Below are 26,782 nucleotides of genomic sequence, written 5' to 3' on the forward strand. Positions count from 1 at the left end.
CTCATCCCTTTTTCTAAAAACGATAATTTATAGTTGCAGCGAATTGCTGCTTGGCAGTTTCACCCACGAGCGGGCCAGACCACTGCTCATTAAAAACATAAGTCAGGTTTAGCGAGGTAAATGGGTTTAGGGCTGCACTTGGCTGATATTCATATCTGCCAAACTCAGGGGCGATATTGCCATTAGCTATGCCATACAGGTATTGAGTGTATTTTTTATCTTGCCAATAAAAACCGAGATCAGCACTTAGCTGTAACCCTAATCCTTGGCCATAAATCGGTAGGTTATAGCGGGCAAGAAACGTAAGTCCATCGGAGTGATTCGAAATATCTTGCGCTAAACGAACAAAAAGCTGTTTATATTGCAGCTGCGTTCTGAAGGTTAGCTCACCTTTGCCGTCTTTATAGTCAGTGAAAACCTCATCATCCGACAACTCATCACTAAAGATTAAACTGCTATCGTAGGTTTCATCTCGGAAACTAAGCCCCATTGACGCTTCAAATTCTGCGCCTTGTAAAAAGGCATATTGCACTAAGCCATATTTAGGCCCTATGCGCCAGTTGCCTTTTCGGGCGTTGAAGTATGGCAAGACCATGGTTTGAATATCGTGATCTCGCCATGCTGTATCAATGGCCAATTGTGCAGCACCGACCTCCATTTGCCATTGCTGTGATTGCTCATCGGCCTTGGCATCATCAACAAATAATGCTGCTAAACAATAAGCTGCAATCAACAGATAAGAAAAAAGACTATTTCGCAGAAATTCATGTTTGGTCATGATAATGTCCCTATATTGGTGTTTTATGCAGTTTAACGCCTCACCATTAGGGCTGACTTGCTGCAAATGTCACATATTTAATCGTGACATTTGTCATATACATAAACGAATAATTGCGGATTAAACTAAGCGTATGAACAAACTCTTGCAAACGTTGATACATCGAAGCGATTTCATACTCTCAGCAATCACCTGGGGGTTTGTGTTTATTTATACTCTGCACGCTTGGTCGCAAAGAGCAGAGTCGGCGCAGCTAAGTTTTAGTACAATAAATACGTTTTTGATCAGTGTGTTATTTATAAGCTTTTTTGCTTTTTTAATTTATTTTGAGTTTTTCAGATCACGATTTAAGCACTATCAAACCCGTATTTTGAACTTCACTATCGCTAATGTTGTGCTATTGATGTGGCTATTTAATATTGGCTTTGTTGCAATTCTATTGATCATCTTCTTAGTTAAATTCAGCGATTACGAGCCAAACAAAGCCAGCCTCTATTTACTCATTTGCCTGCCCTTTTTGATGGCGCTGACGCTTCACTATGGCTTTGATAAGCAATTTGTATTGCTCAACGGGTTGGCTTTCACTTTATACAATAGCTTTGCCTATCGCTTTGCTACTCGGCTTATTTCTGAGCGTAAAGCCAAAGAACAAGCAGCCCATTTATTACGTGAATTAAAAGCAACTCAAGCGCTTTTAAACGACACCGCAACTCGCGATGAACGTATTCGTATTGCCAGAGATTTACATGATACCCTTGGCCACCACCTTACAGGACTCAGTATTCACTTAGAAGTCGCCAATCATTGTGCTAATCATGAAGCACCAAAACACATAACTAAAGCACAGCAAATTACCCGCTTGTTATTAAATGATGTGCGTGACTCTGTCTCGTCAATGCGAGAAAACCAAACCATTGATTTACATGCATCGCTTAATTCACTGTGCAGCCATGTTACAGGCTTAAATGTCACACTCAATTACGATGAAAATATAAAAATAAGTGATACGTTATTGGCACAAACGTTATTTCATACTGTGCAAGAAGCGATTACGAATTGTATTAAACACAGTGATGCGACCGAGCTGTCGGTAAGCTTAGACCTCCAAGCTGATTCAGTGCATCTCACTATCTATGATAACGGCGGCGAAATGCCCAAGCTGAACTTAGGCAATGGCTTAACAGGCATGCAAGAGCGCTTAGCTTTAGTGCGAGGGGCAATCGAGTTTGAACAAAATAATAATGGGTTTGCGATTGCTGCAACGTTACCTCATAAACTTAATCCACATACTTTGGCGTAAAAAATGATTAGGGTATTACTCGTTGATGACCAAACATTATTAAGAGAAGGCTTAAAAAGCTTACTCGCCCTTAAAGCAAATATTCAAGTCGTGGCTGAGGCTGACAATGGCCAAACGGCTCTTGAGATGCTCAAGCAACATTCTATTGATGTTGTACTCCTTGATATTCGCATGCCTATTCTAGACGGTATTGGCGTACTGAAAAGTATGCAAGCACAACAGCTGAGGCAACCAGTACTGGTACTCACGACCTTTGATGATAGTGAACAAGTGCTAGAATGTATTCGCTATGGCGCTAAGGGTTATGCGTTAAAAGATATTAATTTAGAGCGCTTGGTCAGCGCCATCGAAACACTTGCTAAAGGTGGCTCAGCGCTAGCTCCTGCGATCACCGAGCGAATTTTGAATAAGCCCACTAAAACAACCGATACTTCTTTAGCAACTCCTGATAAATTAAGTAAAAGCGAGCTTAGAGTGCTCAATTTAATCGCTGCAGGCTATTCAAATAGTGAAATCGCCGAGGCACTTTATAAGTCTGAAGGGACTATCCGTAATCAAGTGTCTTTTATTCTCAGAAAGCTAGATGTACGTGATAGAACCCGTGCAGCGTTAAAAGCAATTGATCTAGGCTTGATATAATTGCAAATCATTTTTAATCTCATTAAGCTTTTATCATACAAGTAAATCGCTTAAACTAAGGCTTAATTTATTTTTAAGAAGCAACCGCTATGTTCCTAAAATCAAAAACATTTATTGCATTCTCATTGGCGCTTTTAAGCTTTAGCCAGCACGCCTTTAGCTTACAGTTTGGCAATCCAGTCGACAGTGACAAACTCATTAAAATTTCGACGGTTATGGCCTCACCAGACGATTACCTTGCAAGTCCAATTACCGTGGAAGGGACTATCACTGGGGTTTGCGAAAAACGTGGTTGCTGGATGACGCTTGCATCTGACAAACGCTTTGAAAACTTACGTATCAAAGTTGAAGATGGCGACATGGTATTCCCGATGACGGCTAAAGGAAGTAAAGCTATCGTAACTGGTAAGCTCGATAAAATTCAGCTTAGCCTTGGCCGCACTAAAGCGCTACTTGCTCACAAAGCGCAGCAAGCCGGCGAAAGCTTTGATGCAAACTCAGTGACTGAAGCAATGGCTATTTATCAGCTCGTACCGAGCGGAGTTGAAATCATTGAGTAACAAATCAAGTATCAACTGGTTTAAGTTAAACAGAAACTTACACCGCGATATTGGTTACTTTTGTGTTGGTTTAGTGATTATCTTTGCGGTTTCTGGCATTGCAGTGAACCACAAAGATGATTGGAACCCAAACTACAAAGTAAGCCACCAGCAAATCAGTGTGAGCGATGAAACTTGGCAATTAGATAATGACGAGTTGCTGATTGAGCAAATTATCTCTCATGCTGATGTAAGCGAGCCGGTAAAGGCCTCTTATTGGGTATCGCCGCAAGAGTTTAAGGTGTTTTTAAAAAACGGTAACAACCTCAGCCTTAAACTCAATCAAGATATCATAAACTATGAAGCCATTGAGCCTCGTCATGTATTTCAAGCATTTAACCGCTTACACTTGAACGAGACAACCGCTTCTTGGGTGATTTTTTCTGATATTTTTGCTGGGCTGCTGCTGTTTTTAGCAATCAGCGGCTTGTTTATGATCAAAGGTAAAAATAGCCCATGGGGCAGCCGCTCAGTATTAGTGATTAGCGGTATGCTACTCCCCGCTGCTTATGTATTTTTATAAACTAAAGTTCCTGTTGCCATTCTAGCAAACAGCGATGGCAACATTATTTTCAATTAATTTAATCCTCACCCACTTTTTGACACAGCTTTTTTAAAATAACTATTCGCAGAATCCTCACTTTGCTTAAGCATTTTATAGCAGCTCAAAGTGTGTTTACTTAGCTCTTAAAACCTCTCACCTACCTATTATAGTTTTCTTAAATGATGGCTTTATTGCTTTTATTTGTGAGCATTTTCACCGAAAAAGCAAAAGAACGCTGCCAAATAGAACCTAAAAAAGGGACTAATTTAGTTATAATTTATGACTTAATTACAATTATTTATTACTAGATAAAACAAAAAATAAAACACCTTTAACCTATAAAAGGTAATTAAATTGTAAAGTAAATTAATGATTTATTATTATTGATATTGAGAATCACTATCATTACGATCCCGATTAAAATTAACTAAGAAGGAATTGAGTCGTGAATCAATTAGCCCCCGTGCTTAATACTCATTCATCAATAAATGTTGATGAACAACCCCATGCGTTTATTTTTAACGAAAATAATTTACTCAAATATGAGATGGCTTCAATGCAAACACTGTCGCTCATCCACCAAGCATTGCGTTCAGCAAAACAAGTTCATTCTGGTGTATGTCATAAGGAGCTCAGTAAACAAATTGCCAGTGTTGAACTAAACCAACCTCTCAATAACGTTGAGCAAGCGCTAGGCGAAATAAAATCTCTATATTTAGATCATGCAGTCTACTTTCATCATCCAAAATATGTTGCCCACCTAAACTGCCCCGTTGCTTACCCTGCGGTGATAGCCGAACAGTTACTAACTGCTATAAATTCTTCGTTAGACACCTGGGACCAAAGTGCTGGCGGGACGCTCATTGAGCAAAAGTTAATTGACTGGAGTATCGAACGCATTGGCTTAAGTGCTGCTGCCGATGGCATATTTACAAGTGGCGGCAGTCAATCTAATTTAATGGCATTGTTACTTGCTAGAGACCATGCAGCAGAGCGTTTATCTGGGCACCTAAATCGCGATTTTGGTTTAGGTCCAGATGCTCATCGCTACCGTATTTTTTGCTCTGAAGTCAGCCATTTTAGTATTCAAAAGTCAGCCGCTTTACTGGGCCTTGGCTATAACGCGGTTGTTCCGGTTACAGTTGATAAAGAGTTTAAAATGGACCTAGCCGCACTTGATGCAGCGATTGATGAATGTAAAGCAAAAGGCAATATTCCTATAGCGCTTGTCGCTACCGCAGGCACAACTGACTTTGGTTCAATAGACCCTATCGATAAGCTAAAAGCACGGTGCAAAGCTGATAATTTATGGCTTCATGTCGATGCCGCTTATGGCTGTGGACTACTTGCCGCAGACGATCACCGTCACTTACTCAATGGCATTGAACAGGCTGACTCGGTGACGTTAGATTACCACAAATCATTCTTACAACCTGTCAGTAGTAGCGCATTTATTGTTGCTGATAAAAAGCAATTTAAACATTTAACTCATCATGCTGATTATTTAAATCCGTTTAACGACAACCCACAAGCAGCACCAAACCTTGTTGATAAAAGCATTCAAACGACTCGCCGTTTTGATGCCTTAAAACTTTGGCTAACTTTACGCATTATGGGCCACGAACAGATTGGCAAAGTGTTTTCTTCTGTTATGGCATTAGCCCGAAGTAGTTATGTGGCACTCAAACAAGACTCTGAATTTGAGCTAATTCACCAACCTGAACTCAGCACTCTAGTGTTTCGCTTTAATGATAAAAACCTCAGTGATGAGCAATTAAACCTGCTTAATTATCAAATTAAAGATGAGCTATTCAAACAAGGTGAGTGTGCCATTGCTCGCACCAAATTTAGAGGTATCAACTACTTAAAGTTCACGTTACTTAATCCAAACACACAAATTGAAGACATTAAAAGCATTGCAGCTGATATTAAAGCCTGCGCCTACAGCATCAAGGCACGCCTAAAAGTTGAGGAAACTAGCCATGAATAAAGTATACGATTTAATTGCCGTGGGTCTTGGTCCGTTCAACCTCAGTTTGGCATGTTTAGCTGAACCAATTGAAACACTTGATTCGCTATTTTTAGAACAACGTGATGAATTTAATTGGCATCCTGGGCTGATGCTCGATGGTGTTACGTTACAAACACCGTTTATGTCTGATTTAGTCACATTGGCAGATCCTACCAATCCATACAGCTTTTTAAACTATGCGAAACAACAAGGTAAGCTGTATCAGTTTTATATTCGAGAAAGTTTCTTTTTACTGCGTGAGCAATACAACCAGTATTGCCAATGGGCAGCAAGCCAATTAAGTAACATACAATTTGGCCATAAAGTCATTCATAGCCAGTTTGATCACACTAAGCAGCTCTATGTACTCACTGTTGAATCTGCAAAGCAAACAAAAACGCTTTATTGTCGTCACTTGGTACTGGGCACAGGTCCCTCACCTTATTATCCACCCGCTGTTCAGGCAGAAGATACACAGCTCTGCCATGCCACTGAATATCTGTATAAACGGGATGAGTTAGTAAATAGTAAGAGCATTACTGTGATTGGCTCAGGGCAAAGTGCTGCTGAAGTATTTTATGATTTGTTGTGTGACATTAAACAGCATAACTACCAACTCAATTGGGTAACGCGAGCGCCACGTTTCTTTCCTCTTGAGTACACGAAACTCACACTAGAAATGACCTCTCCTGAGTATGTTGATTACTTTTATAACCTAGAACAGACAACCAAACAGGAGTTACTAGCCAAGCAACGTAATTTATACAAAGGCATCAACTCAGAGTTAATTAATCAAATTTATGATCAGCTCTATCAACTTGATATTCAAGGTGTGAACCGCGCAAGGTTACTAACCAACAGCGAGCTCATTAAAAAACAAGGCAATAAGTTAGTTTTTAGACACAGTGAACAACAGGCTGAATTTAGCTTGCATAGTAATCAGGTCATTATGGCAACAGGCTTTAATTATCAGTTACCCGATTTTCTAAGTGGCTTAATGAGCGAAATAAATTGGCTAGATAACGGGTGTTTTGCTGTTGAGCGAAATTATAGTATCGACAAGCTTCAAAGGCTGTTTGTACAAAATGCTGAACTCCACAGTCATGGTTTTGTAACGCCAGATCTGGGAATGGCCTGCTATCGAAACAGCCATATTTTGCGCTCAATCTTAGGTTATGCCCCCTATCCTGTTGAAACGCAAATTGCCTTTCAAGAGTTTGGTTTACCCGATGTTATCAATGAAAAACAGAAGCAAATAGCATGAAACAACCCGCATTAAAGTCAAGCTTGGTGCTGCTGACGATTATATCTGTTGTTTGCGACACCATGATTTTGCCCTTTTACCCGCAGTTTTTTAGTGCCCAATTTGGTTTGCAATCAAGTAATCACATTGGTGCCTATATTGCTGTTTGCTGCATCACCGTGATGTGTGCTTTCCCTGTATGGGCGAAAATAGCGCAGCACGTGCACGAACTGTATTTATGGGTGATCACCCAAATAATTGCAGGGCTATTAGGTGTTGCGTGCTTTTACAGCGAAAACGTGTGGAGCTTTTGGCTGTTATCACAGCTCATGCTGGTATTTAAAGCAAGTTACCTGCTTATTTATCCCTTTGTTCTAAGTATCGAAGAAAAACAACAGCACCTCGGTGTCGTTGCTTTATTTAGCGTGCTTTTACACTTTGGTGGTATTGGCGGGGCTTTATTAGGTGGCTTGATCATTCAAAGTATTGAGCCGCGCTTTTTATATTTAGTGATGGCTGCGGGTGACTGCTTACAAGTTATGCTCTGCTTGTATTTAATTTACTTATTAAAAGTAAGCTACAAGCCGCGAGAATTAAGCGCATCATCAGTAAAACGACAGCGTTTCCCTGGCTACATAATTCGCTTAGGAGTTATATCTATGGGCGTGTACTTCAGCATGTTCTTAGCAACGCCATACTTTACGCTACTTTGGCAACAAGTAAGCAATTTCAGCAATGCACTTTTAGCTGGCGCTGTGTTTGCTATCCCGGCTTGGGTTGCACTTATCATTTTGATTACAACCAAAAACAAAGCCGCAACCAATAAGCACAGTAAAACAATCGCTTATGCACTTGTGTTGAGCAGTATCGGCCTATTTATACAACTTAGTTCACACTGGCAATGGCTTGTGTTCGGCCGTGTTGTATTTGCTATTGGGCTATTTTTACTAACCGTGCGTCTACAAGTCATGTTGTTTGCAATGAGCGAACCACGTTTTTACTCAAGCGACTTTGCCAAGCTTCATTTTATGCAAAATATCGGTGTCATCTGCGCCTCATTTTTAGCGGGAGATTTAGTATCTCGCTTTGAACTTAACACCCCATTACTGACGGGGTCTGTCGGCTTTGCCATCACTTTATGTTTGTTTTATCTGCTTTTTTTACGCAACAAACATACCTCAACAGACCCTATTCACAGTTATTAATTTTTAAGAGAACACAATTATGAAAAACATCACTGAAACTCCTATCAAGCACGCTTTGCTTGGTGATGTAAAAATCAGAACATTAAACCCTGAACACGATCTAACGACTATTACCCCTTGGCTTAAACACCCCCAAGCTCAGTTTTGGGGAGCAATGGAACATTCACCCGAAGAAACTTTAGAATTTTATACAACACTCAATAAAGATGAGGCTCAACAAGCCTATTTGCTTGAAATAAACCAAACACCTATTGCTTTAATTGAGATTTACAAACCACAAATACTGAAACTTGAGAACCACCTAGCGCTTAAAAACGGCGATTTGGGCATGCATATTTTACTCGCTCCAAAGCAGTTCTCTGTTGCAGGGTTTAGCCTTGCTGTTATGCAGTCGGTATTAGAGTTTATGTTTAATACCCTCTCATGTGAGCGAGTGATTGTGGAGCCAGATGTAGCCAATCATAAAATTCATCGCCTTAACTTAAAGGCAGGTTTCAGCCATCATAAAGTTATTAAATTAGGTGAGAAAACTGCATTACTAGGTAGTTTAGAAAAAGATCATTTTAATTACTTACAGCATCTTTCGTCTCGATTCGACACTTCACAGCAAGGTCCCGCAGTGCAACAAGCAACGCCATCTTGCAGTACCTCACATCTAGACCAACAAGCGTGGCAATACGCAAACCGTTTACTGATTGCCAAAATGCTCAGTGAGTTTTATCACGAACGACTATTTAGCTACGACAGTGAAAAGCCAAACCATTACGTGTTGCATACCATGGGTGGGCAAAGCTATCAGTTTAAAGGTGAATCAATGCTGCTTAATCACCTACAAGTAGATCCAAATAGCATTACTAAAATGGCGCTTAACCACAGCCAGCCATTAGACGCTATCGCGTTTGTACTTGAGTGTAATGACAAGTTAAACATAGACAAATCAATACTTGGCACCTATCTCGAAGAACTCGCAAGTACACTCAGTGGCTTTGCATTTAAATTTAAAAATAATCGCTATAGCGCTCAGCAATTAGCAGACGCAGATTTTCAAGTGATCGAAACCCAAATGACCATGGGTCACCCAAGCTTTATTGCCAACAATGGCCGCATTGGTTTTAACTCACAAGATTTTCACCAATATACCCCAGAAGCCGCAAACCCATTTCAAATAATATGGCTTGCGTGCCACAAACAGCATACCACCTTTAAAAGTACCGATGATTATAAATACGAGAGCTTGATTGCCGATGAGCTTGATGTAGCTGAGCGTTTGCGCTTTGAAAAAGCACTAACTGAGCAAGGTTTAAAGCCAAGTGACTATCTGTTATTTCCTATGCACCCATGGCAGTGGTTCAACAAATTAGTCCATGTTTATAGCTATCATATCTCGCAAAAACACATTGTGTGCTTAGGCTACTCGCAAGATAGTTATTTACCGCAGCAATCAATTCGTACCCTGTATAACATCAGCAAACCACACAAATGCTATGTTAAAACCGCCTTATCGATTTTAAATATGGGCTTTATGCGGGGCTTATCGAGCGCCTATATGAAAGTAACTCCGGCAATAAATCAATGGTTGTTCGACTTAGTAAACCAAGATAGCTATTTAAAATCACTGAAGTTTCAACCTTTAAGAGAAGTCGCAACCCTTGGCTTTGATGAGCAGTATTACACTCATCCTGCGCTTGGCGATAACCCTTATAAGAAAATGATGGCGGCTCTTTGGCGTGAAAACCCTGCTCAATATATGGACGAGAATGAAAGCCTTGCCACTATGGCAAGTCTACTTCATATCGATAGCGAAGGCCGTTCATTTGTAAGTGCTAAAATTGCCAAATCGGGGCTAAGTGCTGATAAGTGGCTAGCCCACTACTTACAGGCTTATATGACACCATTGCTACATTGTTTTTACCAATATGATTTAGTCTTTATGCCACATGGTGAAAACCTCATCGTTCGATTTAACAATCATGTTCCGGTAGGCGTATTCATTAAAGACATTGGTGAAGAAATTGCCTTATTAAATAGTAACATCGAACTGAATGATGAAATAAAGCGAATTAAGGTAACCATTCCAGAAGGCGTTGCCGTGTTGTCTATTTTTACTGACATTTTCGATTGCTTCTTCCGCTACCTTTCGGCAATTTTAGTAACTGATGGCCTACTGACCGAACAACAATTTTGGCAAGCCGTCGCCGATACAATTGTTCAGTATCAGGCGAGCCACCCAGCGCTAAAAGACAAGTTTGCTGAGCATGATTTATTTGCTGAGTCATTCCCATTGTCATGCTTAAACCGCTTACAGCTGCGTAATAATCAACAAATGGTTGATATTACCGACCCAGCTTCAAGCTTGCAGTATGCAGGTGATTTGCAAAACCCATTGGCGCAATATGCACTTGCAAACACAACAGCATAATAAGCTTGAGTTAGCCTTACGTCAGCAGTGTTCACTGCTGACGTTCTTAACGCCAACAAACGATGAACAATGGTTTAGCAGTCAATGTTTAACTAGCAAGCAACTAACCGATTTGGCTAACGCTATAAAGTTAAGAGGGGCAAATGTTACTGAGGGATATGTCGCAATCAATCTCTACTTACAACTGAGCTGGCAAGTTATTTACTTATTAGTGGCCAGTGTAGAGCACCTTGGTTGCATTCCTGATCTGGTCAATATTAAGCAGCGGGTAACGGGCTCACATATTTATGGTTTGGCTAATTTAAATATCATGGTTCAACATGACTCTTTTAATAATGCAGATTTGATAGAACTGGCAGCCAATCATTTATTTGACCACCAGCAAGCTTGGAATGATAACGTGCCATTGCAATACAGGCTAAATGAAGGATTATTAAAACGTTTACAAAGTGATACTTTCCACGCAGCGTTAATCGCTTGCTGGCCAGAGAAATCGATAGAATTTATAGCAAAGCGTTTTCAACCATGGCAAAAGCTATATGGTAAACATCGCTTTCGTGATCAAAACAATACGCTGACATTTATGCGTAAAACCTGCTGCTTACACTACCAACTTGTAGCCGCTGATTATTGCGCTAACTGCCCGTTAAACAAAAAAGGCACTAGCGCTTGCTAATGCCTTTTTCTCGAAAAGCCGAACTTAAAACCTAAATTCAAAGTTTACATTTGCCGCTGTCTCGCTTTCACTGCGATCAAACCAGTTCATCGATTTATAAACAGCTTCACCTGTAATAGCGAACCAATGCGTAAATGCATATTCAAGTGCAATGCTGACACCTGCATTATGACCATCGTAATCAGCACTAAAATCAAGGCACTGCTCTGGCGTATCACTGCATGCACCCGATAAAAATACATCACCTTCCTCTGTACGGTAATACATTTGGGTATAATCAACATCGATAGTGCCTTTTTGATAAAAGACACTGCCGTATAATAAGGCTTTTGAGCTTAAGCGGTATCCTGAAATGAGTGCAATATCATAAGTATCGTGCGATAAATCCCAATCATAGGTATCGTCATCATAATTACCCGCTAATAGTGGACCATACCCCGCATCTTCACTGCGAATATAGCCAAGGCTGACAGCCATAGAGAAGTTTTTCTCGACGGCCGATTCTAAAGGGCTGCCATAAAACTGATGCTTAATAGCATATTTTTCATAATCATGATCGCCACCAATACCAGCCCCAACGGTAAGCTCCGTCGAATAACCTAAGGTCATACTCATCGAAGTCGTTATCGCAGTACTCGTTGATGTACTCTCGCTGGTATCTTTCGCAATGATCTTGCTTGTATCTGTACCAACGGTTGCACGAAAGTGAAAGGGGTCACTGTTGATCTCTGGGCTCTCAAAGCGTGCCATCGATACACCTGTTTCGGTTGTCGATTGACAGCCAGCTAATAAACCTAAAGCTATAAACGCCAAAAAAGGCTTAAACGTTTTCACGTAATTTCCTTATATATTATTATTTTAACGCGAAGATTCTAGACTAAGGCCTTATAGCTCGCAATAAATTAATAACAAAAAAGGTACAAACTCTATTGTTAAGCGCGTTCATCCTTCGGTGATTCCATCACCACGTGAGTGGTAATGGTTCGTACCTGTGGAATTGAGCCGAGTACATCTGCATGAAAGGCTTTGTAGGACTTGAGATCCGCCGTCTCAACCCTCAGCAAATATTCGAACGAGCCAGTTACATTGTGGCACTCTTTTACTTCATCAATAAACTCAAGAGCGTGTTCAAATGCTCGCTGAGATACTGTTGAGTGCTCATTTAAACCAACCCCAACATAAGCGATAAATCCTAAGCCAACAGCCTGATTATTAATAACCGCCCGATACCCTGCAATAACCCCAAGCTTTTCTAGCTCTTGCACTCTACGAAGGCATGCCGATGGCGATAAACCCACTTTATCAGCCAGCTCGGCATTGGCAATTCGGCCATTGCGTTTAAGCTCATGCAATATTCTGTCGTTAATTTTATCTTTTTTCATTTTTGATTGTTGACCTTAAACATACACAACAACATTAAGCGCGAAAATTGCGCGCACTACAACTTATAATTGCATCTTAATTCAAATGGAGAGATAGCGATGAGTTTTGAAATTTTAACAGCCTTGGCATTATTTGCTTTGGTGTCATCAATTACCCCTGGACCAAATAACTTAATGTTGATGAGCTCAGGTGCTAACTTTGGCTTTAAAAAAACCACACCACACTTACTTGGCGTGACGCTTGGCTTTATGTTGATGCTGGTTTTGGTGGGCCTTGGCATCATGCAGCTATTTGACTTATTCCCTCCAAGCTATTTGATATTAAAAGTATTTTGCATTGCTTACTTGCTATATCTGGCGTTTAAAATTGCCACAAGTAACGCACAACAAAAAGCCAGTAGTGAAAGTAAGCCGTTTACTTTTATTCAGGCTGCACTATTTCAATGGGTGAACCCAAAAGCCTGGGCAATGGCATTAAGCGCGGTTAGTTTGTATGCCCCAGACAAAAACCTCACCTCAGTGTTAATCGTAAGTCTCGTATTTGGCTTAATTAACCTGCCGTGTGTCAGATCGTGGACTTTACTTGGCGAAAAGCTGCAACACTGGCTTGCCAGCCCAAAGCGCTTAAAAGCATTTAACTACCTAATGGCAATACTATTAATTGCTTCAGTGATGTTTAGTTTGTTTTAAATGAGCAAGCTTTCTTAGCTTATTTTTCACACGGCACTAAAAAGTCGACATGGTAATGCTCGTCATGTCGCACCCAGGATGGTTTAGTCGAAAACTGAATATGCTCTTTTAAATAATCGGCATACTTGGTTTTATAAAGCCCAGCTTGCAAGGTTGGGTCAAAGATCACTCGCCAAAGATCGTAACCTTTTGCTGTAGCCGATTTATGCAGCTCAACAATATGAGCCGCTAAAGCGGTATAATCAATCTTAAACTGTTCAAACTGACCTTGTTTATCAAATTCAATATCGTAGCCAAAACGATTAAACACATGTGTAGGTAAATGAACTGATAGCCCCTTTTCGTTAATAACAGGTGTCATAAAATCAACCGACAAACCATTTTGATGAGTTTTATGCGGGCTAAATTTCCCGCCATTTTCTAAGCCCGTTTCAGCGTATTTGTATCGTTTATCTGGATGGGATTTCTGGAGCGCTTGGTAGGCATCAACAATAATGTTTTTTACCTGCGAATGAACATACGTACGCCCTGCCAGCTCAGCCACTTTGCTGTAGCTGGTAAAGTTATCACCCTTGCTGGGTAGTTTTACTGCATTGCGTACATAGCCATTGGCAGTCGTTCCACCACAGACGCTATTAGCCAAAACCGACCCAGAGCAAAATAATAAGGCTAAAAATAAACATGTTTTCATTGCAGTAGCTTCTTTAAAAATTTAAAGCTTAGCTATCAATAAATGAACTAACGATTAAAGCATTTTTGAATCATAGGTAGGATTTAAAGGTGAGTAATTTTTCCTGTGCTAAGCTTTATTTACCTAGAGCTTTTCAGTGCGACTCATGGCTAGTAACGTAGAGAATTACTTTTACCACGGCTTTTTTGTCTTCTTACTCATTACGGTAGTAACCTGCTCCATTATAGCCACGCGCCTGATGCGCAGTAGTTTTAATAACCGCTCGATTTACTTATTTAACCTGTTTTTTTACCTTGGTGTAATTGGCTTTGCATGGCTGTGGATCCAAGACTTATTAGACCTTGCGCCAAGTTTTCGCTCTGGCGTGGTGATTTATATGATTTCCATGACGTTGCTACAATTATCCATTTATAACCACGACGAACCCAGCCGATTTAATAAGATAATTATTGCGCATGGTGCTATTTTTTCTGTATTTGCCCTCCTCACTCAAAATATAAATCAACTTGCCCTTGTCGAAGCCTGCTTTACATTAAGCGTATTACCCGCACTTATTTACTTCACCACTAAACGCGCTGTATGTGAAAAGAATATTGGCAACACTGTGTTGTCAATGGCGCAATGCATTTTACTATTAGTGCCCATTTCACAGCTAAGTATTATTACCCATGAACATAACTTAGCGACCTTGTATTCATTGACCGTCATTGCCCATGCAACCGTGTTTGTTATGACTGGCCTCGGTCTCATCACCACCCTGTTGGTGGATGAAAAAAAGCGTTATTTAGAATTGTCTCTAAAAGACCCGCTTACCGGGCTCTACAATCGCCGCGGGCTGCAATTCATTATTGAACAACAGCAACTATTCAGCCCAAGTCAAACATCTAGCTTATTCGCCTGCGTAGTTGATATTGATTACTTCAAACGTATTAATGATAGTTACGGGCATGATGGCGGTGACCTAGTACTTGAAGTGTTCTCTGATCTAATGAAACAGCATTTAAATAAAGGTGACTTATGTTGCCGCCTTGGTGGTGAAGAATTTTTACTGTTGTTCTTTGCTACCGACATCAGCTCGGCTAAGCAATTTTTAGAGGGCCTACGTAAAACATTTGAAACCAGTCAAATAGCTTATCGAGAACATCGTATATCGGTTACTGCTAGCTTTGGTTTAACCAATTGGCAACCAAATGACAGCTTTGAAAGCTTAGTAAACCGCGCAGACAAAGCCGTTTATGCAGCGAAAAATAATGGTCGTAATCGCATAGAAACAAACAGCCTAAACAAGGAGTAAATAACTAGAGACGCCACGAAAACAAATACCTTTCTATCAATCTTGTAAATTCCAACTCTGTCACTATAATTAGCTCGTGCTTAACTTGCAATATGTAGTGCTATGTCCTTAAAAGTATTATTAAATTTTAAATTAAACTGGGTACTTTTGTGTACCAGTTTTTGGCTTTTTGCCCTGCCAATTCAGGCTAAATATGTGGTGGCAGTTGTGGGTAAAACCAAAAACGATAGCTTTTATCAGCAAGCCTTTAAAGGGTGTGAGCAATTTGCAAAACAGCATCTCGATTTTGAATGTATTTACGATGGCCCCAAAGACTTTCAAGATATTCGCACGCAAGTATTAGTGATCACCGACCTTGTTCGCAGGAACAACATTAGTGGTTTATTAATCGCAACCACAGATTCCAATTACCTTGTTGAAAGAGCCCTTAAACAGCTTAAAGATAACAATATTCCTGTGATCACTTTTGACTCTGATCTGCTCGAAGAAGATCAGCAGTACCGTTTAGCTTATGTAGGTACCAACAATTTTGATTACGGGGTGGCCTTGGGGAACGAATTAAAAAAATTCACCAGCAAAGAAAGTAACCAGGTGTGTATTCAATCAGGGCACTCAACAACACCTAATTTAAACAAGCGCATTGAAGGTGCTCGCTATGCGTTGTCAGGGCAAAAAAATAAACGTTTAAGTGGTGAAAATGGCTGGAGTGAGTTTGATAGATGCCCTTTATATAGCTTAGGCAAGCGAGAGGTCTCCCTCGGTCAACTCGACAAACTTCTTAACCTTGAAAATCCACCACTATTTTTAGCGGTAGCGGGCTTTGCCCAATTTAACCCTAATTATGCAAACGTGATTGCTAAACATAAGCAACGTATTGCTAATCAAGAGGTGGTGATCGTTTCTGCCGATACTGAGCAAATGCAATTAGAAGTATTACAGCAAGGATTATCATCGGCCAATATTGGTCAAAACCCATTTGAAATGGGCCGTCTATCTGCTGAATTAATGTATCAATACCTCACTAAAGGTGAACGACCAGCTAAGTCTCACTATTATTTAGACTTTCATTATTGTCAGCAAAATAATGCAGGTACTTGCACCGTTAATCACTAAAACTTTGATCTCACTAAAGTGCAATTAACTCGATAAGCGCTAGACTTACCACAACTTGATTAATTGTAAGGATTTAGCCATGACACACCTAGTTAGTGATTTGATGACGCCAGACCCATTCGCCATTAGCGCGCAAAATACCCTGCATGACGCGCATAATCTAATGAAAGAGAAAAATGTCCGCCATATTCCAGTGATCAATGAGCATGGTGGTTTGGTTGGCATGTTAACGCAAAAAATCATGATTGCTCAGGTAATGAATATCATGGCTAATTACAGTGCCAGCGCCCTCGAACGCAAGGAAAAGCAAACTAAAGTGGTTGATATTATGGCTACCGATTTTACCAGTATCTCGCCAGAGCAACCGCTACACGAAGTTGCTAAGTTTTTTGTTGAAAACCGTCATGGCTGCATGCCTGTGGTTGATAAAGATAACAACCTAGTGGGCATTCTAACCTCATCTGATTTTGTTCGTTTAGCGGCGGCTTTACTTTCTTAAGTCGTAAATTAGTATCTGCACACTGAATTTTTTACAGAAGGTGTGCAGAGTTTTCATACTTCTTCTTAGCTAGTATCACCCTCACTCAAGACCTAAATTAAATTAACCCTTTAAATTCATAATCTTATAATTTAAAAATTATTAGGCACAACGCTTGCTTCTATGTAATTACACATGCTTTTTAGATTAAAAGCGAAAGGAAATTTACAGATAATCTCGGAGGAGTAATGAGTAATTCATCATCAAAAATCGCAGAATTTACAGCACCGGGTGTTAAAGACCAAGCTGCAGCTGACACGATTGCTATTCTAGACCAGCGCATGGTCGCTTTAATCGATTTACACCTCACTTTAAAACACATTCATTGGAATGTTGTTGGCCCTAATTTTATTGGTGTACACGAAATGTTAGACCCGCAAGTAAGCGCAGTGCAAGAGATGACTGACACGATTGCAGAGCGTATTGCAACTATGGGCGGCGTACCTGTTGGCACACCACAATCAATTGTAGAACGCCGTACTTGGCAAGATTATTCAATTGGTAAAGGCTTAGTTACTGACCATCTAACAGCGCTTGATAAAGTGTATAACGGAGTCAATAAAGACCACCGTGCAGCTATCGATAAGCTTGGTGAGCTAGACCCAGTTTCTGAAGATATGATCACTGGCCAACTGGCTGACTTAGAACAATTCCAATGGTTTGTTCGTGCACATATCGAATCGTCTACCGGCGAATTGAAAGGATAAACCCCATTTAAAGGTTAAACCCCCTAGGTCTATCCGAAGACCCCTTGCCCAGCATTTGCTGGGCTTTTTTATGCTTTGTTACAACCAACCTTTATGTTTAAAGAACAAGTAAGGTGCAAAGCCAGACAGCAACATAATGCCAATTGCAAACGGGTAACCCCATGCCCATTGCAGCTCAGGCATGCTGTTAAAATTCATCCCATAGATACTGGCGACGACGGTCGGTGGTAAAAATACCACAGAGGCAATTGAGAAAGTTTTGATAATTTGGTTTTGTTCGATGTTAATAAAACCCTGAGTCGAGTCCATCAAAAAGTTAACTTTATCAAACAAAAATGTACAGTGAGACATAAGGGTATCAATATCGAGTACAATTTCACGAAGTGACTCGCGGTCTTCTGTCGGCGCTCCTAGGTGGCGCAGTAAAAACGAGATATTCCGGCGCGTATCCATCAAACATAAACGCACTTTACCGTTATTATCTTCAAGGCGCGAAATTCGACTAACAGCTTCTTCTAAGTCTGAGTCATCCTCTTCAAGTACATAGGCACTGAGTTTTTCTAACTGGTGATGCATGTCTTCAAGCATATCAGCGTGGTTTTCGACTTTTTGGTCAAATAAAGTCACCAAAAGTTGCTTCGGATTATCACACGCTACTTGCCCTTTACGAGCACGCAGTCGTAATAGACGAAAATCAGCTAGTTCATCATCGCGGATTGTCAGCAAGCAGTTGTCTTGTAGCAAACAAGCCACGGTTACCGTATTAAAGCGCCCTTCATTTGGTGACATGAAAAGCGCATGCACATGCAAACCTTCATGGTCAATAAAACAACGGGAAGAGGCTTCGATTTCTTCAACATCATCAGCACCAGGTAAGGTGATATTAAGCGTGCTTGCCAGCGCTTGTCGTTCTTCTTCAGTCGGATTTATGGTATCAATCCAGTGGGCATTTTTTATGGCGGTTGCAAGAGGCGTATCAGCAGCTGGCTCAGTTTCTGTGATCACACCTTGGTCTATAGAAAAAAATCGTAACATTTGCCCTACCCTGATAAATCAATTTAAAACAAATACTATAGCTGTTCACGTTAATGAACAATGACAATGCTACTAATTACCGGGTAAAGCAGAAAAATAATTTAAACCTAACATCAATTGCTTATTTCGCTTTTTTGAAGCGCACCAAAAGCATACCTATCAAGATGATACCAAGGCCTATTAAGCAAGGTACAAAAGCGCTTTGCAGGGCAATATCAAACGCTAAAAAGTCGGGGTAACCGGTTTGCCAAAGCGTCCATTCATAACCGAGCTTTGATGCAATATGTTCACCGCCGCTGCTCAGTATGATGATTGCATCATTGTTATCTGGGTTGATGCGAAGCGTGCTATTTATTGCTGGCTCATTCGCGCCATCATGGCCAAATACAAAATCTCCCGATGCTGTTGGTGCATAAAGCATGGTACCTAGCCCCCAAATTGGTGCGCCTAAGCTAATTGCCAATGGCTCTCGCATGGAGCTGATCATTTGCAGGCTTAACTGCCCTGTTTGAGGTGATGTTAATGCTTGCACTAAAGCGATTAAGTCATGGCTACTTGCCAGTAAGCCTGTTGCCGCTGCCGATGCGTATTGAAAATGCCCAGCAGCTTGCCCGCTTTTATCATAAGCAGGTGCGATGTTGTCTAACTCAGTGAGTACATCGTAACTGGCATCAGTCATATTGACTGGCTTAAAGACGTTATCAGCCATCCAAGTTGCAAAGCGTTGATTCGTTTTTTCTTCTACCAGCAGCTCCAGCATTAAATAGCCGCCCCCAGAATACTTAAAATCGCCCACAGGCTTGGTGACTTTTATTTCACGCACACCCGTTGATGATAGCGGCTTGTTGAGCGACTCAAGCAAGCTTGGTACGGTTTCATTTAGAGGAATATCAGCAAAGCCTAAGCCATCACCAAGCCCCGCAGTATGAGATAACAGATGAGCAAGGCTAACGGTTTGATTATCAAACTCTGATTCAGGTAACTGCCAACCCGTCAGTTGCTCATTAATAACGTGATCTAAACGGACTTGCTGCTGCTCTGCCAGACTCATCACACCATAGGCGGTAATAAATTTACTGAGCGATGCCACTGGGAACAAAGTATTTGCAGTTATTTCATCTTTGCTTTTTGAGTAATCTTGAAAAACCACTTGGCCATTTTCAATCAAAACATAAGCGATGTTTGCTTGATTGTTGGCAATCAGCGCCTGACTATTAGCAATAAATTGCTCAGTGTTGCCCGTTTCGGCAATGGGTTTTAAAAACCAACCACTGACACCACCATATACACAGGTAGCAGCCCAAACAAATGACAAAAATAGCGTTAACAGAATCGTTTTAAACCAGCTCATACCCTATTCCTTGTGTTACAAAGCGCTGTTAAATCACTTCGATTTGCTCAGGTTTTTTGATAAAGAACACCATTAAAATTAATAATGCTGCTGGGAATAAAAACACATTTAAATAAGCAAAAATCACCGTTAGCTGTAAGATGCACATTAGCAACAATAGGATAGAAAACACCGTTAGCAACGATGACATTCCATGGCGCTTTGTTAGTAATAATGCGGCTGTGATCAAACCCACTAACGCATACAAGCCTAAACTCCCAGCCGAGACCACCATGGCAATAATTGAAATACTTTCTACTACATCATTCGATGCTTTATCACCTGCAACAGCAAGATAAACATCGCATAACACAGTGGCATGAAAAGCTAATACCAACACCGCCAACACACATAACAGTATGCGTACACCTTCAACATCGAACATATCTTTTAGTGCCTTGCGTAAACTCAGGTACACATAGATTTCAAGTGCACCAATGAGTACAAACACAAGGTCTGAAAAGTTTAAGCTTTGCAAATCGAGCTTAAGCGCCTCGCCTAAGCCATCAAGTGTTTCGCCAAATACTGAAATCCAGTACATAGGAAAAATTATGGCAAGTAACCCCGCTGCTATGCCGGGTAGTAAATAATCACGGTTGAGCATATGCCCTCCAAAATCCTGTTGCGTTGTAAAGTTATTCGCTATCGCGTTCGTACACCAAAATATCGCCGGGTTGGCAATTAAGCTCTTCACAAATAGCTTCAAGGGTACTAAAGCGGATCGCTTTCACTTTTCCGTTTTTTAGTAATGATAAATTGGTCATAGAAATATCAATGCGCTGAGATAGCTCTTTCAGCTGCATTTTGTTCTTTGCCAATTCTATATCTAGGTTGATTCGTATTTTCATAGTCTAAAAAGTACACAGCGGATTTATGATTGTCAAACTTTATTTTACGATTATCATAAAACAAAGAATGAAAAACATAATAACTCAGTAAGTAATTAAACCCATATTTTGACCATTTCAGGCATAAAAAAAAGCCAGTAAATACTGGCTTTTCGCTCTGTTTATAAGTTAGACATTGGCTTGGTAAGCAGGGATAGCTATCGCCGCTACAATACCCAATAAAAATATGCCACCAATGATCAACACGCCCCAAAATGACCATTGTTTTTGTACTCGTTGAAAATGCTCAACACTATCCCAACGTTTATTTTGCCATGCCATTTCTCGGCCTTTAAAGCCCAGATAAATCGACACAATAAAACCAACATAAGGCACTAAGGCCAATAAGCCAATCCAAGTGCTGTTGCCAATTGCCCAAATCCAACTTAGCAAGAAAGCGCCCCAACTAAAGCCTTTAATGCCCTCGGGTAAATCGTCTACCTTCCCCTGCCCTGAGTTATTTTCAGATGCCATTTCAAGGCTTGCTTCAGGTGGAGTGTAATTATCTGCCATGAGTTTTTCCTTATTATTAATCAAACAGAAACCCTAACTTATAGTACTGAGTGTAATTTAAGCAAGCTAAAGATAAGTACCTAAAGCAGAGAATTGTTACCTGATGTGTTTTGTAACATTTATCTCGTTTCCTTTTCATTTTAAATCACCTAGTCTGGGCACATAACTGCAAGGAGAGAACAATGAAAGACATACAAAAGTTAGTGGGTAATTTAAATAAATCAGGTGCGCTGAGTGGTTTTTTAGGAGGCGTTGCTGGCGGCGGACTAACGAGCTTAATGGGCGGAAAAAGTAAAAAGAGCAGTAAAAAAGCCGTAAAATATGGTGCGCTTGCTGCTGTCGGTGGCCTTGCTTGGAAAGCCTATAAACAATACTCAGAACATAAAGCGGCTCCAGTTCAGCAAACTAGTTCTCGTGGTTTTGATATTACCCCCGCCACGCTGTCTGAGCAGTCATTTACTGATGCAATCGACGATAACCATAATGATGGGCAATTATTACTGATGCGCGCTATGATTGCAGCCGCCTATGCTGATGGCCACATTGATGAAACGGAAAGACAAAAAATCTTCGCACAAGTAGAAACAATGCAATTGTCTGTGCAAGAAAAGGCCATGCTGTTCGATGAGCTAAGAAAACCAATGCAACTATCAGAGTTAGTTGCCGCTGTGCCTAACGCACAAATGGGTATTGAAGTATATGCAGCTAGTGCCAGCGCAATTGATTTAAACCAAGCTATTTCTAAACACTACTTAGACACGCTCGCTAATCAATTATGCATTCCTAGTGAACTGGTAATGAGCATTCACAGAGAGCTTGCCGAATACCAATAAAAATGGGGCGTCTTCGCCCTATTTTTATTGGTAAACAGTGATGATTAATGCGGCTTTTTAGTGCCGTAACGCACCATATCTTTACCGTTTTCATACACTTCACTTGTCACGTAACGGCCAAGTAAAAGTTGATGTTTATCATCAAGTACCGCAATAAATGGGCGGCCATCACTATTATTGGTTGCAAGGGCAACACCGGTTACATTCTCTAGCCCTAAACCGCCAGTTTCAACTAGGCGTAAAAATGTTTCTAACTCGTCTAATGTTTCAATTACATCGTTATCGTTAATCATCTCAAATACTCAGTGATTGCTAATGGGCGTAGCATAGCAGGATTAAAAACAGGGTGCGAATAACAGCCCCTAATCTAGCTTACTTTTGGACTAAAAATTGACACAACGCTATTCAATTGATGATACTTTCGCTATCGATAGAGGCAGTGAAGTTTAATGAGTAACCATTTAACGCTCGAATTAATGACCCCAAAGGGCAATCTTGCCGATAGCATACAAGCTATTTGGTATGCCACAGCGCACTCTCAAGGAGAGCAATGGCTTGCCTGCGATGGTGCCACAGGGCTTGTGTTTCCTGTTGCTGGTGAAGTTTTACTTGATGACAAGCCGCTTGCTGCCCCTTATGCAGTGCAAGAAACATCGACTCAAGCATCTAAAGTCACATTTTCACACGATGCGCAGTTTTGTGGTATTCGTTTTAACCCAACCGTATTGTCTGAACTAAAGCGTAATGCTCACCCACTCATTGCAGAGCAGTCACTATGTGAAATTGCCGAAGATCTGCAAAATGATGCCAGCTTAGCCGCGTTTGTTGCACTTATTAGCCACCACTTTACTGATAATAAAAACATTAACCACAGCAACAGGCACTCAAAACACCTAATCCGTAACCTTATAGAGTTAACGCCACTCGAAACTGCTTACCAACTTGCCCCACTCAGTCAACGACAGCTCGAAAGACAAGTTAAGGATCAATGCGGCGTTACCCCTAAGTATTTTGAGCGTATCTACCGAGTAAAACTTGCTAAACAAGCAATTAAAGATAACCCTGAAATGAGCTTTGCAGATATTGCACTTGAATGTGGCTTTACCGATCAGCCTCATTTAATCAAAGAATTCAAAGCAATAATGCACATCACCCCAGCAAAATACCGCAAGTTATTGAAAGACTCTCAAACTAAACAAACAAAGCTTATTTTGCGCTAGTCATCCTCAAAACGCAGAATATCACCAGGCTGGCAACCTAAGTGCTTACAAATTGCATCTAAAGTTGTAAAGCGCACAGCTTTAGCTCGCCCAGCTCTAAGAACTGATAAGTTTTGTGGCGTAATACCTATCGCTTCAGCTAATTCTGCAGACTTCATTTTTCGCTTAGCTAACACTACATCTAAATCAATAATAATCGCCATTAAATCACTAACTCTTGCTCTTTTTGTAGCTGCTGCGCTTGACCCATGATCCAACCAATAACATAAATAATTAATCCCATCACTAAGCCTATAATATCAGTATCTTGTATAGCCACGACCCTTCCGATATCTGATCCTGTTGCCAAGTTAAGAAGAGTTATAAGTAGTGACGGGTAGCACACAACTAGTGCAAATTGCGCCAATAATACGCCACCTAACCATTTAAAACATTGTATATTTTCAATAGCGAAGAAGGATCCACGTCGGTAAAGCAAAAATAACCGAATCAAAATTATGTTGATCAGAATAAACGGTAGCAATTGCACAAGACCAAGCCATAAAACACTATCAAAACCATGATCATTTAATGTTTGTGCTACTCCTTGCCAAGAGCCGCTGACTTCAAGACCAATCCACATATGCGCACCATTACTTTGTGTAAAACTTAAAACATTACTGTCACTGAAAAGCACAATAATGCTTGTTACTAACAAGCTAATAAGCGTAAAAATTAGCAGGCTTAGGATAAACGAACTCATCCAAACAATTTTTTTCATGACGATTTACTCAGTGTTATTTGTTTTAGAAGTTGCTCATAATGAGTCGCTAACTGCTTACCTGTTAACGCATTAGAATGGTGCTTTCCTTTTGCAATGTAAATCTGCTTTTGCTGAGATTTTGCATATTGATATAGTGATTTAGCTAACTCAGGTGGAGTTTGAGTGTCTTTTTCACCGGTGATTATTAATAGCGGTGCTTGATAAACTTGTAACGCTTTTAAATTATCGACTTGTTTAATCTCTTCACTAAACTCAACACTAACAAACGGTTTAGCAAACCACGGAATTCGTGCTGCTGTCATCTGTTCAACATTTGTCACACTCCCTTCGAGTACCAGAGCATCAACGTTACGCTGACTGGCAAGATAACCTGCAATCATACTTCCTAAAGAATGACCATGGATCACCACAGGCAAAGTATTTAGGTCTGATCTGCCTTTTACATAATCAAATACCTGTAATGCATCAGCTTGCAGATTAGCTACGCTAGGTACTCCAGAACTAAGCCCATAACCACGATGATCCATCATTAAAATATTAACTTGAAAAGGTAAAAGTAGCTTGGCTGGTTCCCCACCTGCGGCACTAACGCGAAACTGGTTACCACCGAAGTAAATTACCGTAGCACGAGCATCTGCAACTTTAATAAGGGTACCCTTAAGTCTAGTACCCTCATCGGTGTTTAAAGTTATCTCCTGCGTTTTGGCGGTGGCATTAACACTTTGTATTTCCTGCATCGTTATTTTTTTATCCGGATATAAAAAGTGAGATTCCTCAACTTTAATTGTCGTACAACCAGTTAATAACAGCACAATCAGCGAAACCACTGCAATAGAACCAAATTTCATTTTCACGATCCTTCTAGTAAAAAAACTACTATGGCACTAGATAAGTTAAAAAACAAACTAAAATTACCGAAAAACGATAATTAATTATTCAATATCGAACATTAAAAGCCCTTCCTTTGAAAAATAGCTTTGATTAAAAGCGCTATCTCCTTTAATTCATTATTTTTCAAATTCTGTGTTGAGCGATTTTATTTGCGCTCGGCATTTATCCATAGGATAGTTAACGCAAGCCTACTAAACGAGCTGTAACTAAATAGGATAATCATGAAAAAAGTTTTACTTGCCACCGGCTTAATCGCCTCGTCATTTACTGCATTTGCAGCCAATTTAACCGTTGAAGAACTGCGTATTGAAAAAGCCAGCAAAGCCATGCCAAAGGTGTTAAATGCTTTTTCTAATGAAGTAAACCAATTTGAAAAACAGTGGCAAGCGGCTGCTAGTTATCAGCAAGCAAGTGACCTTATTGATGATTACGCCAAACAATTATGGCGCGATGCCAAAACACGTATAATTAAAACCAACAGCTTCGACGACCGAGAGCTATATTGGGCACGTTTACTTTCAAGCAAGATTATTCGTACCAGCAAACCCCAGTTTGCAATGACCGACAGCGAACAAACCGCGTTATTAACAATGCTCGAAAATGGCAGCCGTGGCCGCACCGACCTTGATTACAGTAAAAAAACCGACAAACGCATTTTAATTACAGGTTTTGATCCATTCTTATTAGATAGAAATATTAATCAAAGTAACCCATCCGGTGTTGCAGCATTATTACTTGATGGCCAAGTAATTAATTACAATGGCATTAGCGCCGAGATCAATACGGTGATGGTGCCAGTACGCTACGAAGACTTTGACCAAGGTATTATCGAATCATTACTTGCGCCATATTATGCACTTAACAATGTCGATATGATTGCCACTATCAGTATGGGCAGCAAAGACTTTGACCTTGAACGCTTTCCGGGTAAACGCCGCAGTGTAACGGCGCCCGATAACGCCAATATTGTGTATGGCGGCACAGCAACTGCACCGAAAATTTCGAGCCTTAACGACCGCCCTCTTCCGGGCAATGAGTTTGTAACTTTCAGCTTACCAGTTAAGCAGATGCAACAAGCCAAAGGGCCATTCCCAATCAACGACAATCATAAAGTCGTCACGCTTGAAAAAGCATTTGAGCCAAAATCACTTAAAGAATTAGAAGGTGCGATTGCGGTAAAAGGCGGTGGCGGCGGCTACTTATCAAATGAAATCTCGTATCGTAGTATTCGCCTGCGTGATGAGCTTAATTCAGATATCCCTACAGGGCATATTCACACTCCACGTATTCAACAATTTGAGCCAGAAACAGAAGCAAAAATTGTTAAGCAAATTAAAGCAATGCTTGAGCAGAGCTTGGTTGCAATTTAAAGTGTTAAGCTCAGCTAAAAAGCAATAGCTGAGCTTTTTCCAACTCACAAT

At 40.5% G+C, this 26,782-nt stretch carries 30 protein-coding genes; 17 read left to right on the top strand and 13 right to left on the bottom strand.

Annotated features, from left to right (window positions below):
- Window positions 1-13: 13 nt before the first annotated feature.
- Window positions 14-778, bottom strand: a complete 765-nt coding sequence (locus AOG26_RS00245; protein WP_054560699.1) for a MipA/OmpV family protein — start codon at window positions 776-778, stop codon at window positions 14-16.
- A 403-nt stretch (window positions 779-1,181) separates the two neighbouring features.
- On the opposite strand from AOG26_RS00245, the gene AOG26_RS00250 reads away from it, so the two are divergent.
- The 9 genes from AOG26_RS00250 to AOG26_RS00290 all read left to right on the top strand — a co-directional run bounded on the left by AOG26_RS00250 (window position 1,182) and on the right by AOG26_RS00290 (window position 11,414).
- Window positions 1,182-2,078 carry a sensor histidine kinase gene (locus tag AOG26_RS00250; RefSeq protein ID WP_160316759.1) on the top strand — a complete coding sequence of 299 codons (897 nt, stop codon included), beginning with the start codon at window positions 1,182-1,184 and terminating at the stop codon, window positions 2,076-2,078.
- Window positions 2,079-2,081: 3 nt separating this feature from the next.
- Window positions 2,082-2,717 carry a response regulator gene (locus AOG26_RS00255; protein ID WP_054560701.1) on the top strand — a complete coding sequence of 212 codons (636 nt, stop codon included), beginning with the start codon at window positions 2,082-2,084 and terminating at the stop codon, window positions 2,715-2,717.
- A gap of 89 nt (window positions 2,718-2,806) precedes the next feature.
- On the top strand, window positions 2,807-3,277 hold the full coding sequence (locus tag AOG26_RS00260; protein ID WP_054560702.1) for a DUF4920 domain-containing protein: 471 nt from the start codon (window positions 2,807-2,809) through the stop codon (window positions 3,275-3,277).
- The gene (locus AOG26_RS00265; protein ID WP_054561184.1) at window positions 3,270-3,839 is read left to right on the top strand and encodes a PepSY-associated TM helix domain-containing protein; all 570 of its coding nucleotides are present in this window, start codon (window positions 3,270-3,272) and stop codon (window positions 3,837-3,839) included. The genes AOG26_RS00260 and AOG26_RS00265 overlap by 8 nt, the downstream gene beginning before the upstream one ends.
- 466 nt (window positions 3,840-4,305) lie before the next feature.
- Complete coding sequence (locus tag AOG26_RS00270) at window positions 4,306-5,850, top strand: pyridoxal phosphate-dependent decarboxylase family protein (RefSeq protein ID WP_054560703.1); 1,545 nt, start codon at window positions 4,306-4,308, stop codon at window positions 5,848-5,850.
- On the top strand, window positions 5,843-7,135 hold the full coding sequence (locus AOG26_RS00275; RefSeq protein WP_054560704.1) for a lysine N(6)-hydroxylase/L-ornithine N(5)-oxygenase family protein: 1,293 nt from the start codon (window positions 5,843-5,845) through the stop codon (window positions 7,133-7,135). The genes AOG26_RS00270 and AOG26_RS00275 overlap by 8 nt, the downstream gene beginning before the upstream one ends.
- Window positions 7,132-8,319 carry an MFS transporter gene (locus AOG26_RS00280; RefSeq protein ID WP_054560705.1) on the top strand — a complete coding sequence of 396 codons (1,188 nt, stop codon included), beginning with the start codon at window positions 7,132-7,134 and terminating at the stop codon, window positions 8,317-8,319. Before AOG26_RS00275 ends, AOG26_RS00280 begins: the two co-directional genes overlap by 4 nt.
- Before the next feature lie 19 nt (window positions 8,320-8,338).
- Window positions 8,339-10,738, top strand: coding sequence for a GNAT family N-acetyltransferase (locus tag AOG26_RS00285; RefSeq protein WP_054560706.1), 2,400 nt, complete (start codon window positions 8,339-8,341; stop codon window positions 10,736-10,738).
- Window positions 10,713-11,414 carry a (2Fe-2S)-binding protein gene (locus tag AOG26_RS00290; RefSeq protein ID WP_054560707.1) on the top strand — a complete coding sequence of 234 codons (702 nt, stop codon included), beginning with the start codon at window positions 10,713-10,715 and terminating at the stop codon, window positions 11,412-11,414. The genes AOG26_RS00285 and AOG26_RS00290 overlap by 26 nt, the downstream gene beginning before the upstream one ends.
- 24 nt (window positions 11,415-11,438) lie before the next feature.
- Here the strand turns inward: AOG26_RS00290 and AOG26_RS00295 are convergent, their stop codons facing one another.
- Window positions 11,439-12,248: a hypothetical protein gene (locus tag AOG26_RS00295; protein WP_054560708.1), complete on the bottom strand. Its 810-nt coding sequence runs from the start codon at window positions 12,246-12,248 to the stop codon at window positions 11,439-11,441.
- Between the two features lie 98 nt (window positions 12,249-12,346).
- On the bottom strand, window positions 12,347-12,796 hold the full coding sequence (locus AOG26_RS00300; RefSeq protein ID WP_054551870.1) for an Lrp/AsnC family transcriptional regulator: 450 nt from the start codon (window positions 12,794-12,796) through the stop codon (window positions 12,347-12,349).
- 99 nt (window positions 12,797-12,895) lie between these two features.
- Between AOG26_RS00300 and AOG26_RS00305 the strand changes: the two genes are divergently transcribed.
- The gene (locus tag AOG26_RS00305; RefSeq protein ID WP_054560709.1) at window positions 12,896-13,486 is read left to right on the top strand and encodes a LysE family translocator; all 591 of its coding nucleotides are present in this window, start codon (window positions 12,896-12,898) and stop codon (window positions 13,484-13,486) included.
- A 19-nt stretch (window positions 13,487-13,505) separates the two neighbouring features.
- On the opposite strand, the gene AOG26_RS00310 is transcribed toward AOG26_RS00305, so the two are convergent.
- The gene (locus tag AOG26_RS00310) at window positions 13,506-14,177 is read right to left on the bottom strand and encodes a penicillin-insensitive murein endopeptidase (RefSeq protein ID WP_054560710.1); all 672 of its coding nucleotides are present in this window, start codon (window positions 14,175-14,177) and stop codon (window positions 13,506-13,508) included.
- 145 nt (window positions 14,178-14,322) lie between these two features.
- Here AOG26_RS00310 and AOG26_RS00315 point away from each other — a divergent pair, with 145 nt between their 5' ends.
- The 4 genes from AOG26_RS00315 (at window position 14,323) to dps (ending at window position 17,829) form a co-directional block, all read left to right on the top strand.
- Window positions 14,323-15,471, top strand: coding sequence for a GGDEF domain-containing protein (locus AOG26_RS00315; protein WP_082401538.1), 1,149 nt, complete (start codon window positions 14,323-14,325; stop codon window positions 15,469-15,471).
- Window positions 15,472-15,678: 207 nt separating this feature from the next.
- Window positions 15,679-16,584 carry a substrate-binding domain-containing protein gene (locus tag AOG26_RS00320; RefSeq protein ID WP_235575449.1) on the top strand — a complete coding sequence of 302 codons (906 nt, stop codon included), beginning with the start codon at window positions 15,679-15,681 and terminating at the stop codon, window positions 16,582-16,584.
- 79 nt (window positions 16,585-16,663) lie between these two features.
- Window positions 16,664-17,083 (top strand): CBS domain-containing protein, encoded by a 420-nt coding sequence (locus AOG26_RS00325; protein ID WP_054551886.1) that lies wholly within the window; start codon window positions 16,664-16,666, stop codon window positions 17,081-17,083.
- Between the two features lie 227 nt (window positions 17,084-17,310).
- Window positions 17,311-17,829, top strand: a complete 519-nt coding sequence (dps, locus tag AOG26_RS00330) for a DNA starvation/stationary phase protection protein Dps (RefSeq protein WP_054551887.1) — start codon at window positions 17,311-17,313, stop codon at window positions 17,827-17,829.
- A 78-nt stretch (window positions 17,830-17,907) separates the two neighbouring features.
- Here dps and corA read toward each other — a convergent pair whose 3' ends face one another.
- The 5 genes from corA to AOG26_RS00355 form a co-directional block, all read right to left on the bottom strand.
- Entirely contained in the window at window positions 17,908-18,864 is a 957-nt protein-coding gene (gene corA, locus AOG26_RS00335) for a magnesium/cobalt transporter CorA (RefSeq protein WP_054560713.1), read from the bottom strand.
- A gap of 121 nt (window positions 18,865-18,985) precedes the next feature.
- Window positions 18,986-20,215: a serine hydrolase domain-containing protein gene (locus tag AOG26_RS00340; RefSeq protein ID WP_054560714.1), complete on the bottom strand. Its 1,230-nt coding sequence runs from the start codon at window positions 20,213-20,215 to the stop codon at window positions 18,986-18,988.
- Window positions 20,216-20,243: 28 nt separating this feature from the next.
- Window positions 20,244-20,858 carry a hypothetical protein gene (locus AOG26_RS00345; protein WP_054560715.1) on the bottom strand — a complete coding sequence of 205 codons (615 nt, stop codon included), beginning with the start codon at window positions 20,856-20,858 and terminating at the stop codon, window positions 20,244-20,246.
- 31 nt (window positions 20,859-20,889) lie between these two features.
- Window positions 20,890-21,102, bottom strand: coding sequence for a helix-turn-helix domain-containing protein (locus AOG26_RS00350; protein WP_054560716.1), 213 nt, complete (start codon window positions 21,100-21,102; stop codon window positions 20,890-20,892).
- Between the two features lie 168 nt (window positions 21,103-21,270).
- Window positions 21,271-21,654, bottom strand: a complete 384-nt coding sequence (locus AOG26_RS00355; RefSeq protein ID WP_054560717.1) for a hypothetical protein — start codon at window positions 21,652-21,654, stop codon at window positions 21,271-21,273.
- A gap of 182 nt (window positions 21,655-21,836) precedes the next feature.
- Between AOG26_RS00355 and AOG26_RS00360 the strand changes: the two genes are divergently transcribed.
- Window positions 21,837-22,487 carry a tellurite resistance TerB family protein gene (locus tag AOG26_RS00360; protein ID WP_054560718.1) on the top strand — a complete coding sequence of 217 codons (651 nt, stop codon included), beginning with the start codon at window positions 21,837-21,839 and terminating at the stop codon, window positions 22,485-22,487.
- Window positions 22,488-22,531: 44 nt separating this feature from the next.
- Here AOG26_RS00360 and AOG26_RS00365 read toward each other — a convergent pair whose 3' ends face one another.
- A complete protein-coding gene (locus AOG26_RS00365; RefSeq protein WP_054560719.1) occupies window positions 22,532-22,780 on the bottom strand; it encodes a hypothetical protein in 249 nt (82 codons plus the stop codon).
- A gap of 156 nt (window positions 22,781-22,936) precedes the next feature.
- Here AOG26_RS00365 and AOG26_RS00370 point away from each other — a divergent pair, with 156 nt between their 5' ends.
- Window positions 22,937-23,707: an AraC family transcriptional regulator gene (locus AOG26_RS00370; RefSeq protein ID WP_054560720.1), complete on the top strand. Its 771-nt coding sequence runs from the start codon at window positions 22,937-22,939 to the stop codon at window positions 23,705-23,707.
- On the opposite strand, the gene AOG26_RS00375 is transcribed toward AOG26_RS00370, so the two are convergent.
- From AOG26_RS00375 to AOG26_RS00385, 3 genes are read right to left on the bottom strand one after another with little or no spacing between them, the layout of a single operon-like run.
- The gene (locus tag AOG26_RS00375; protein WP_054560721.1) at window positions 23,704-23,910 is read right to left on the bottom strand and encodes a helix-turn-helix domain-containing protein; all 207 of its coding nucleotides are present in this window, start codon (window positions 23,908-23,910) and stop codon (window positions 23,704-23,706) included. The two genes, AOG26_RS00370 and AOG26_RS00375, sit on opposite strands and share 4 nt — an antisense overlap.
- Window positions 23,910-24,467: a DUF2975 domain-containing protein gene (locus tag AOG26_RS00380; RefSeq protein WP_054560722.1), complete on the bottom strand. Its 558-nt coding sequence runs from the start codon at window positions 24,465-24,467 to the stop codon at window positions 23,910-23,912. Before AOG26_RS00380 ends, AOG26_RS00375 begins: the two co-directional genes overlap by 1 nt.
- Window positions 24,464-25,318, bottom strand: a complete 855-nt coding sequence (locus AOG26_RS00385) for an alpha/beta hydrolase (protein ID WP_235575450.1) — start codon at window positions 25,316-25,318, stop codon at window positions 24,464-24,466. The genes AOG26_RS00380 and AOG26_RS00385 overlap by 4 nt, the downstream gene beginning before the upstream one ends.
- Before the next feature lie 264 nt (window positions 25,319-25,582).
- Here AOG26_RS00385 and AOG26_RS00390 point away from each other — a divergent pair, with 264 nt between their 5' ends.
- Window positions 25,583-26,731: a hypothetical protein gene (locus AOG26_RS00390; protein WP_054560724.1), complete on the top strand. Its 1,149-nt coding sequence runs from the start codon at window positions 25,583-25,585 to the stop codon at window positions 26,729-26,731.
- Window positions 26,732-26,782 lie beyond the last annotated feature (51 nt).

The sequence above is a fragment of the Pseudoalteromonas sp. UCD-33C genome, from assembly GCF_001306895.1.
Classification (GTDB): Bacteria; Pseudomonadota; Gammaproteobacteria; order Enterobacterales; family Alteromonadaceae; genus Pseudoalteromonas.

Excerpts from the sequence above, each read along its gene's own strand:
- AOG26_RS00355 (WP_054560717.1), bottom strand. The coding sequence starts at position 21,654 with ATGGCAGATAATTACACTCCACCTGAAGCAAGCCTTGAAATGGCATCT.
- AOG26_RS00290 (WP_054560707.1), top strand. The coding sequence starts at position 10,713 with ATGCACTTGCAAACACAACAGCATAATAAGCTTGAGTTAGCCTTACGT.
- AOG26_RS00325 (WP_054551886.1), top strand. The coding sequence starts at position 16,664 with ATGACACACCTAGTTAGTGATTTGATGACGCCAGACCCATTCGCCATT.
- AOG26_RS00345 (WP_054560715.1), bottom strand. The coding sequence starts at position 20,858 with ATGCTCAACCGTGATTATTTACTACCCGGCATAGCAGCGGGGTTACTT.
- AOG26_RS00245 (WP_054560699.1), bottom strand. The coding sequence starts at position 778 with ATGACCAAACATGAATTTCTGCGAAATAGTCTTTTTTCTTATCTGTTG.
- AOG26_RS00260 (WP_054560702.1), top strand. The coding sequence starts at position 2,807 with ATGTTCCTAAAATCAAAAACATTTATTGCATTCTCATTGGCGCTTTTA.
- AOG26_RS00375 (WP_054560721.1), bottom strand. The coding sequence starts at position 23,910 with ATGGCGATTATTATTGATTTAGATGTAGTGTTAGCTAAGCGAAAAATG.
- AOG26_RS00285 (WP_054560706.1), top strand. The coding sequence starts at position 8,339 with ATGAAAAACATCACTGAAACTCCTATCAAGCACGCTTTGCTTGGTGAT.
- AOG26_RS00390 (WP_054560724.1), top strand. The coding sequence starts at position 25,583 with ATGAAAAAAGTTTTACTTGCCACCGGCTTAATCGCCTCGTCATTTACT.
- AOG26_RS00305 (WP_054560709.1), top strand. The coding sequence starts at position 12,896 with ATGAGTTTTGAAATTTTAACAGCCTTGGCATTATTTGCTTTGGTGTCA.
- AOG26_RS00365 (WP_054560719.1), bottom strand. The coding sequence starts at position 22,780 with ATGATTAACGATAACGATGTAATTGAAACATTAGACGAGTTAGAAACA.
- AOG26_RS00255 (WP_054560701.1), top strand. The coding sequence starts at position 2,082 with ATGATTAGGGTATTACTCGTTGATGACCAAACATTATTAAGAGAAGGC.
- AOG26_RS00310 (WP_054560710.1), bottom strand. The coding sequence starts at position 14,177 with ATGAAAACATGTTTATTTTTAGCCTTATTATTTTGCTCTGGGTCGGTT.
- AOG26_RS00340 (WP_054560714.1), bottom strand. The coding sequence starts at position 20,215 with ATGAGCTGGTTTAAAACGATTCTGTTAACGCTATTTTTGTCATTTGTT.
- AOG26_RS00370 (WP_054560720.1), top strand. The coding sequence starts at position 22,937 with ATGAGTAACCATTTAACGCTCGAATTAATGACCCCAAAGGGCAATCTT.
- AOG26_RS00280 (WP_054560705.1), top strand. The coding sequence starts at position 7,132 with ATGAAACAACCCGCATTAAAGTCAAGCTTGGTGCTGCTGACGATTATA.
- AOG26_RS00275 (WP_054560704.1), top strand. The coding sequence starts at position 5,843 with ATGAATAAAGTATACGATTTAATTGCCGTGGGTCTTGGTCCGTTCAAC.
- AOG26_RS00315 (WP_082401538.1), top strand. The coding sequence starts at position 14,323 with ATGGCTAGTAACGTAGAGAATTACTTTTACCACGGCTTTTTTGTCTTC.
- AOG26_RS00360 (WP_054560718.1), top strand. The coding sequence starts at position 21,837 with ATGAAAGACATACAAAAGTTAGTGGGTAATTTAAATAAATCAGGTGCG.
- corA (WP_054560713.1), bottom strand. The coding sequence starts at position 18,864 with ATGTTACGATTTTTTTCTATAGACCAAGGTGTGATCACAGAAACTGAG.
- AOG26_RS00380 (WP_054560722.1), bottom strand. The coding sequence starts at position 24,467 with ATGAAAAAAATTGTTTGGATGAGTTCGTTTATCCTAAGCCTGCTAATT.
- AOG26_RS00350 (WP_054560716.1), bottom strand. The coding sequence starts at position 21,102 with ATGAAAATACGAATCAACCTAGATATAGAATTGGCAAAGAACAAAATG.
- dps (WP_054551887.1), top strand. The coding sequence starts at position 17,311 with ATGAGTAATTCATCATCAAAAATCGCAGAATTTACAGCACCGGGTGTT.
- AOG26_RS00385 (WP_235575450.1), bottom strand. The coding sequence starts at position 25,318 with ATGAAATTTGGTTCTATTGCAGTGGTTTCGCTGATTGTGCTGTTATTA.
- AOG26_RS00250 (WP_160316759.1), top strand. The coding sequence starts at position 1,182 with ATGTGGCTATTTAATATTGGCTTTGTTGCAATTCTATTGATCATCTTC.
- AOG26_RS00300 (WP_054551870.1), bottom strand. The coding sequence starts at position 12,796 with ATGAAAAAAGATAAAATTAACGACAGAATATTGCATGAGCTTAAACGC.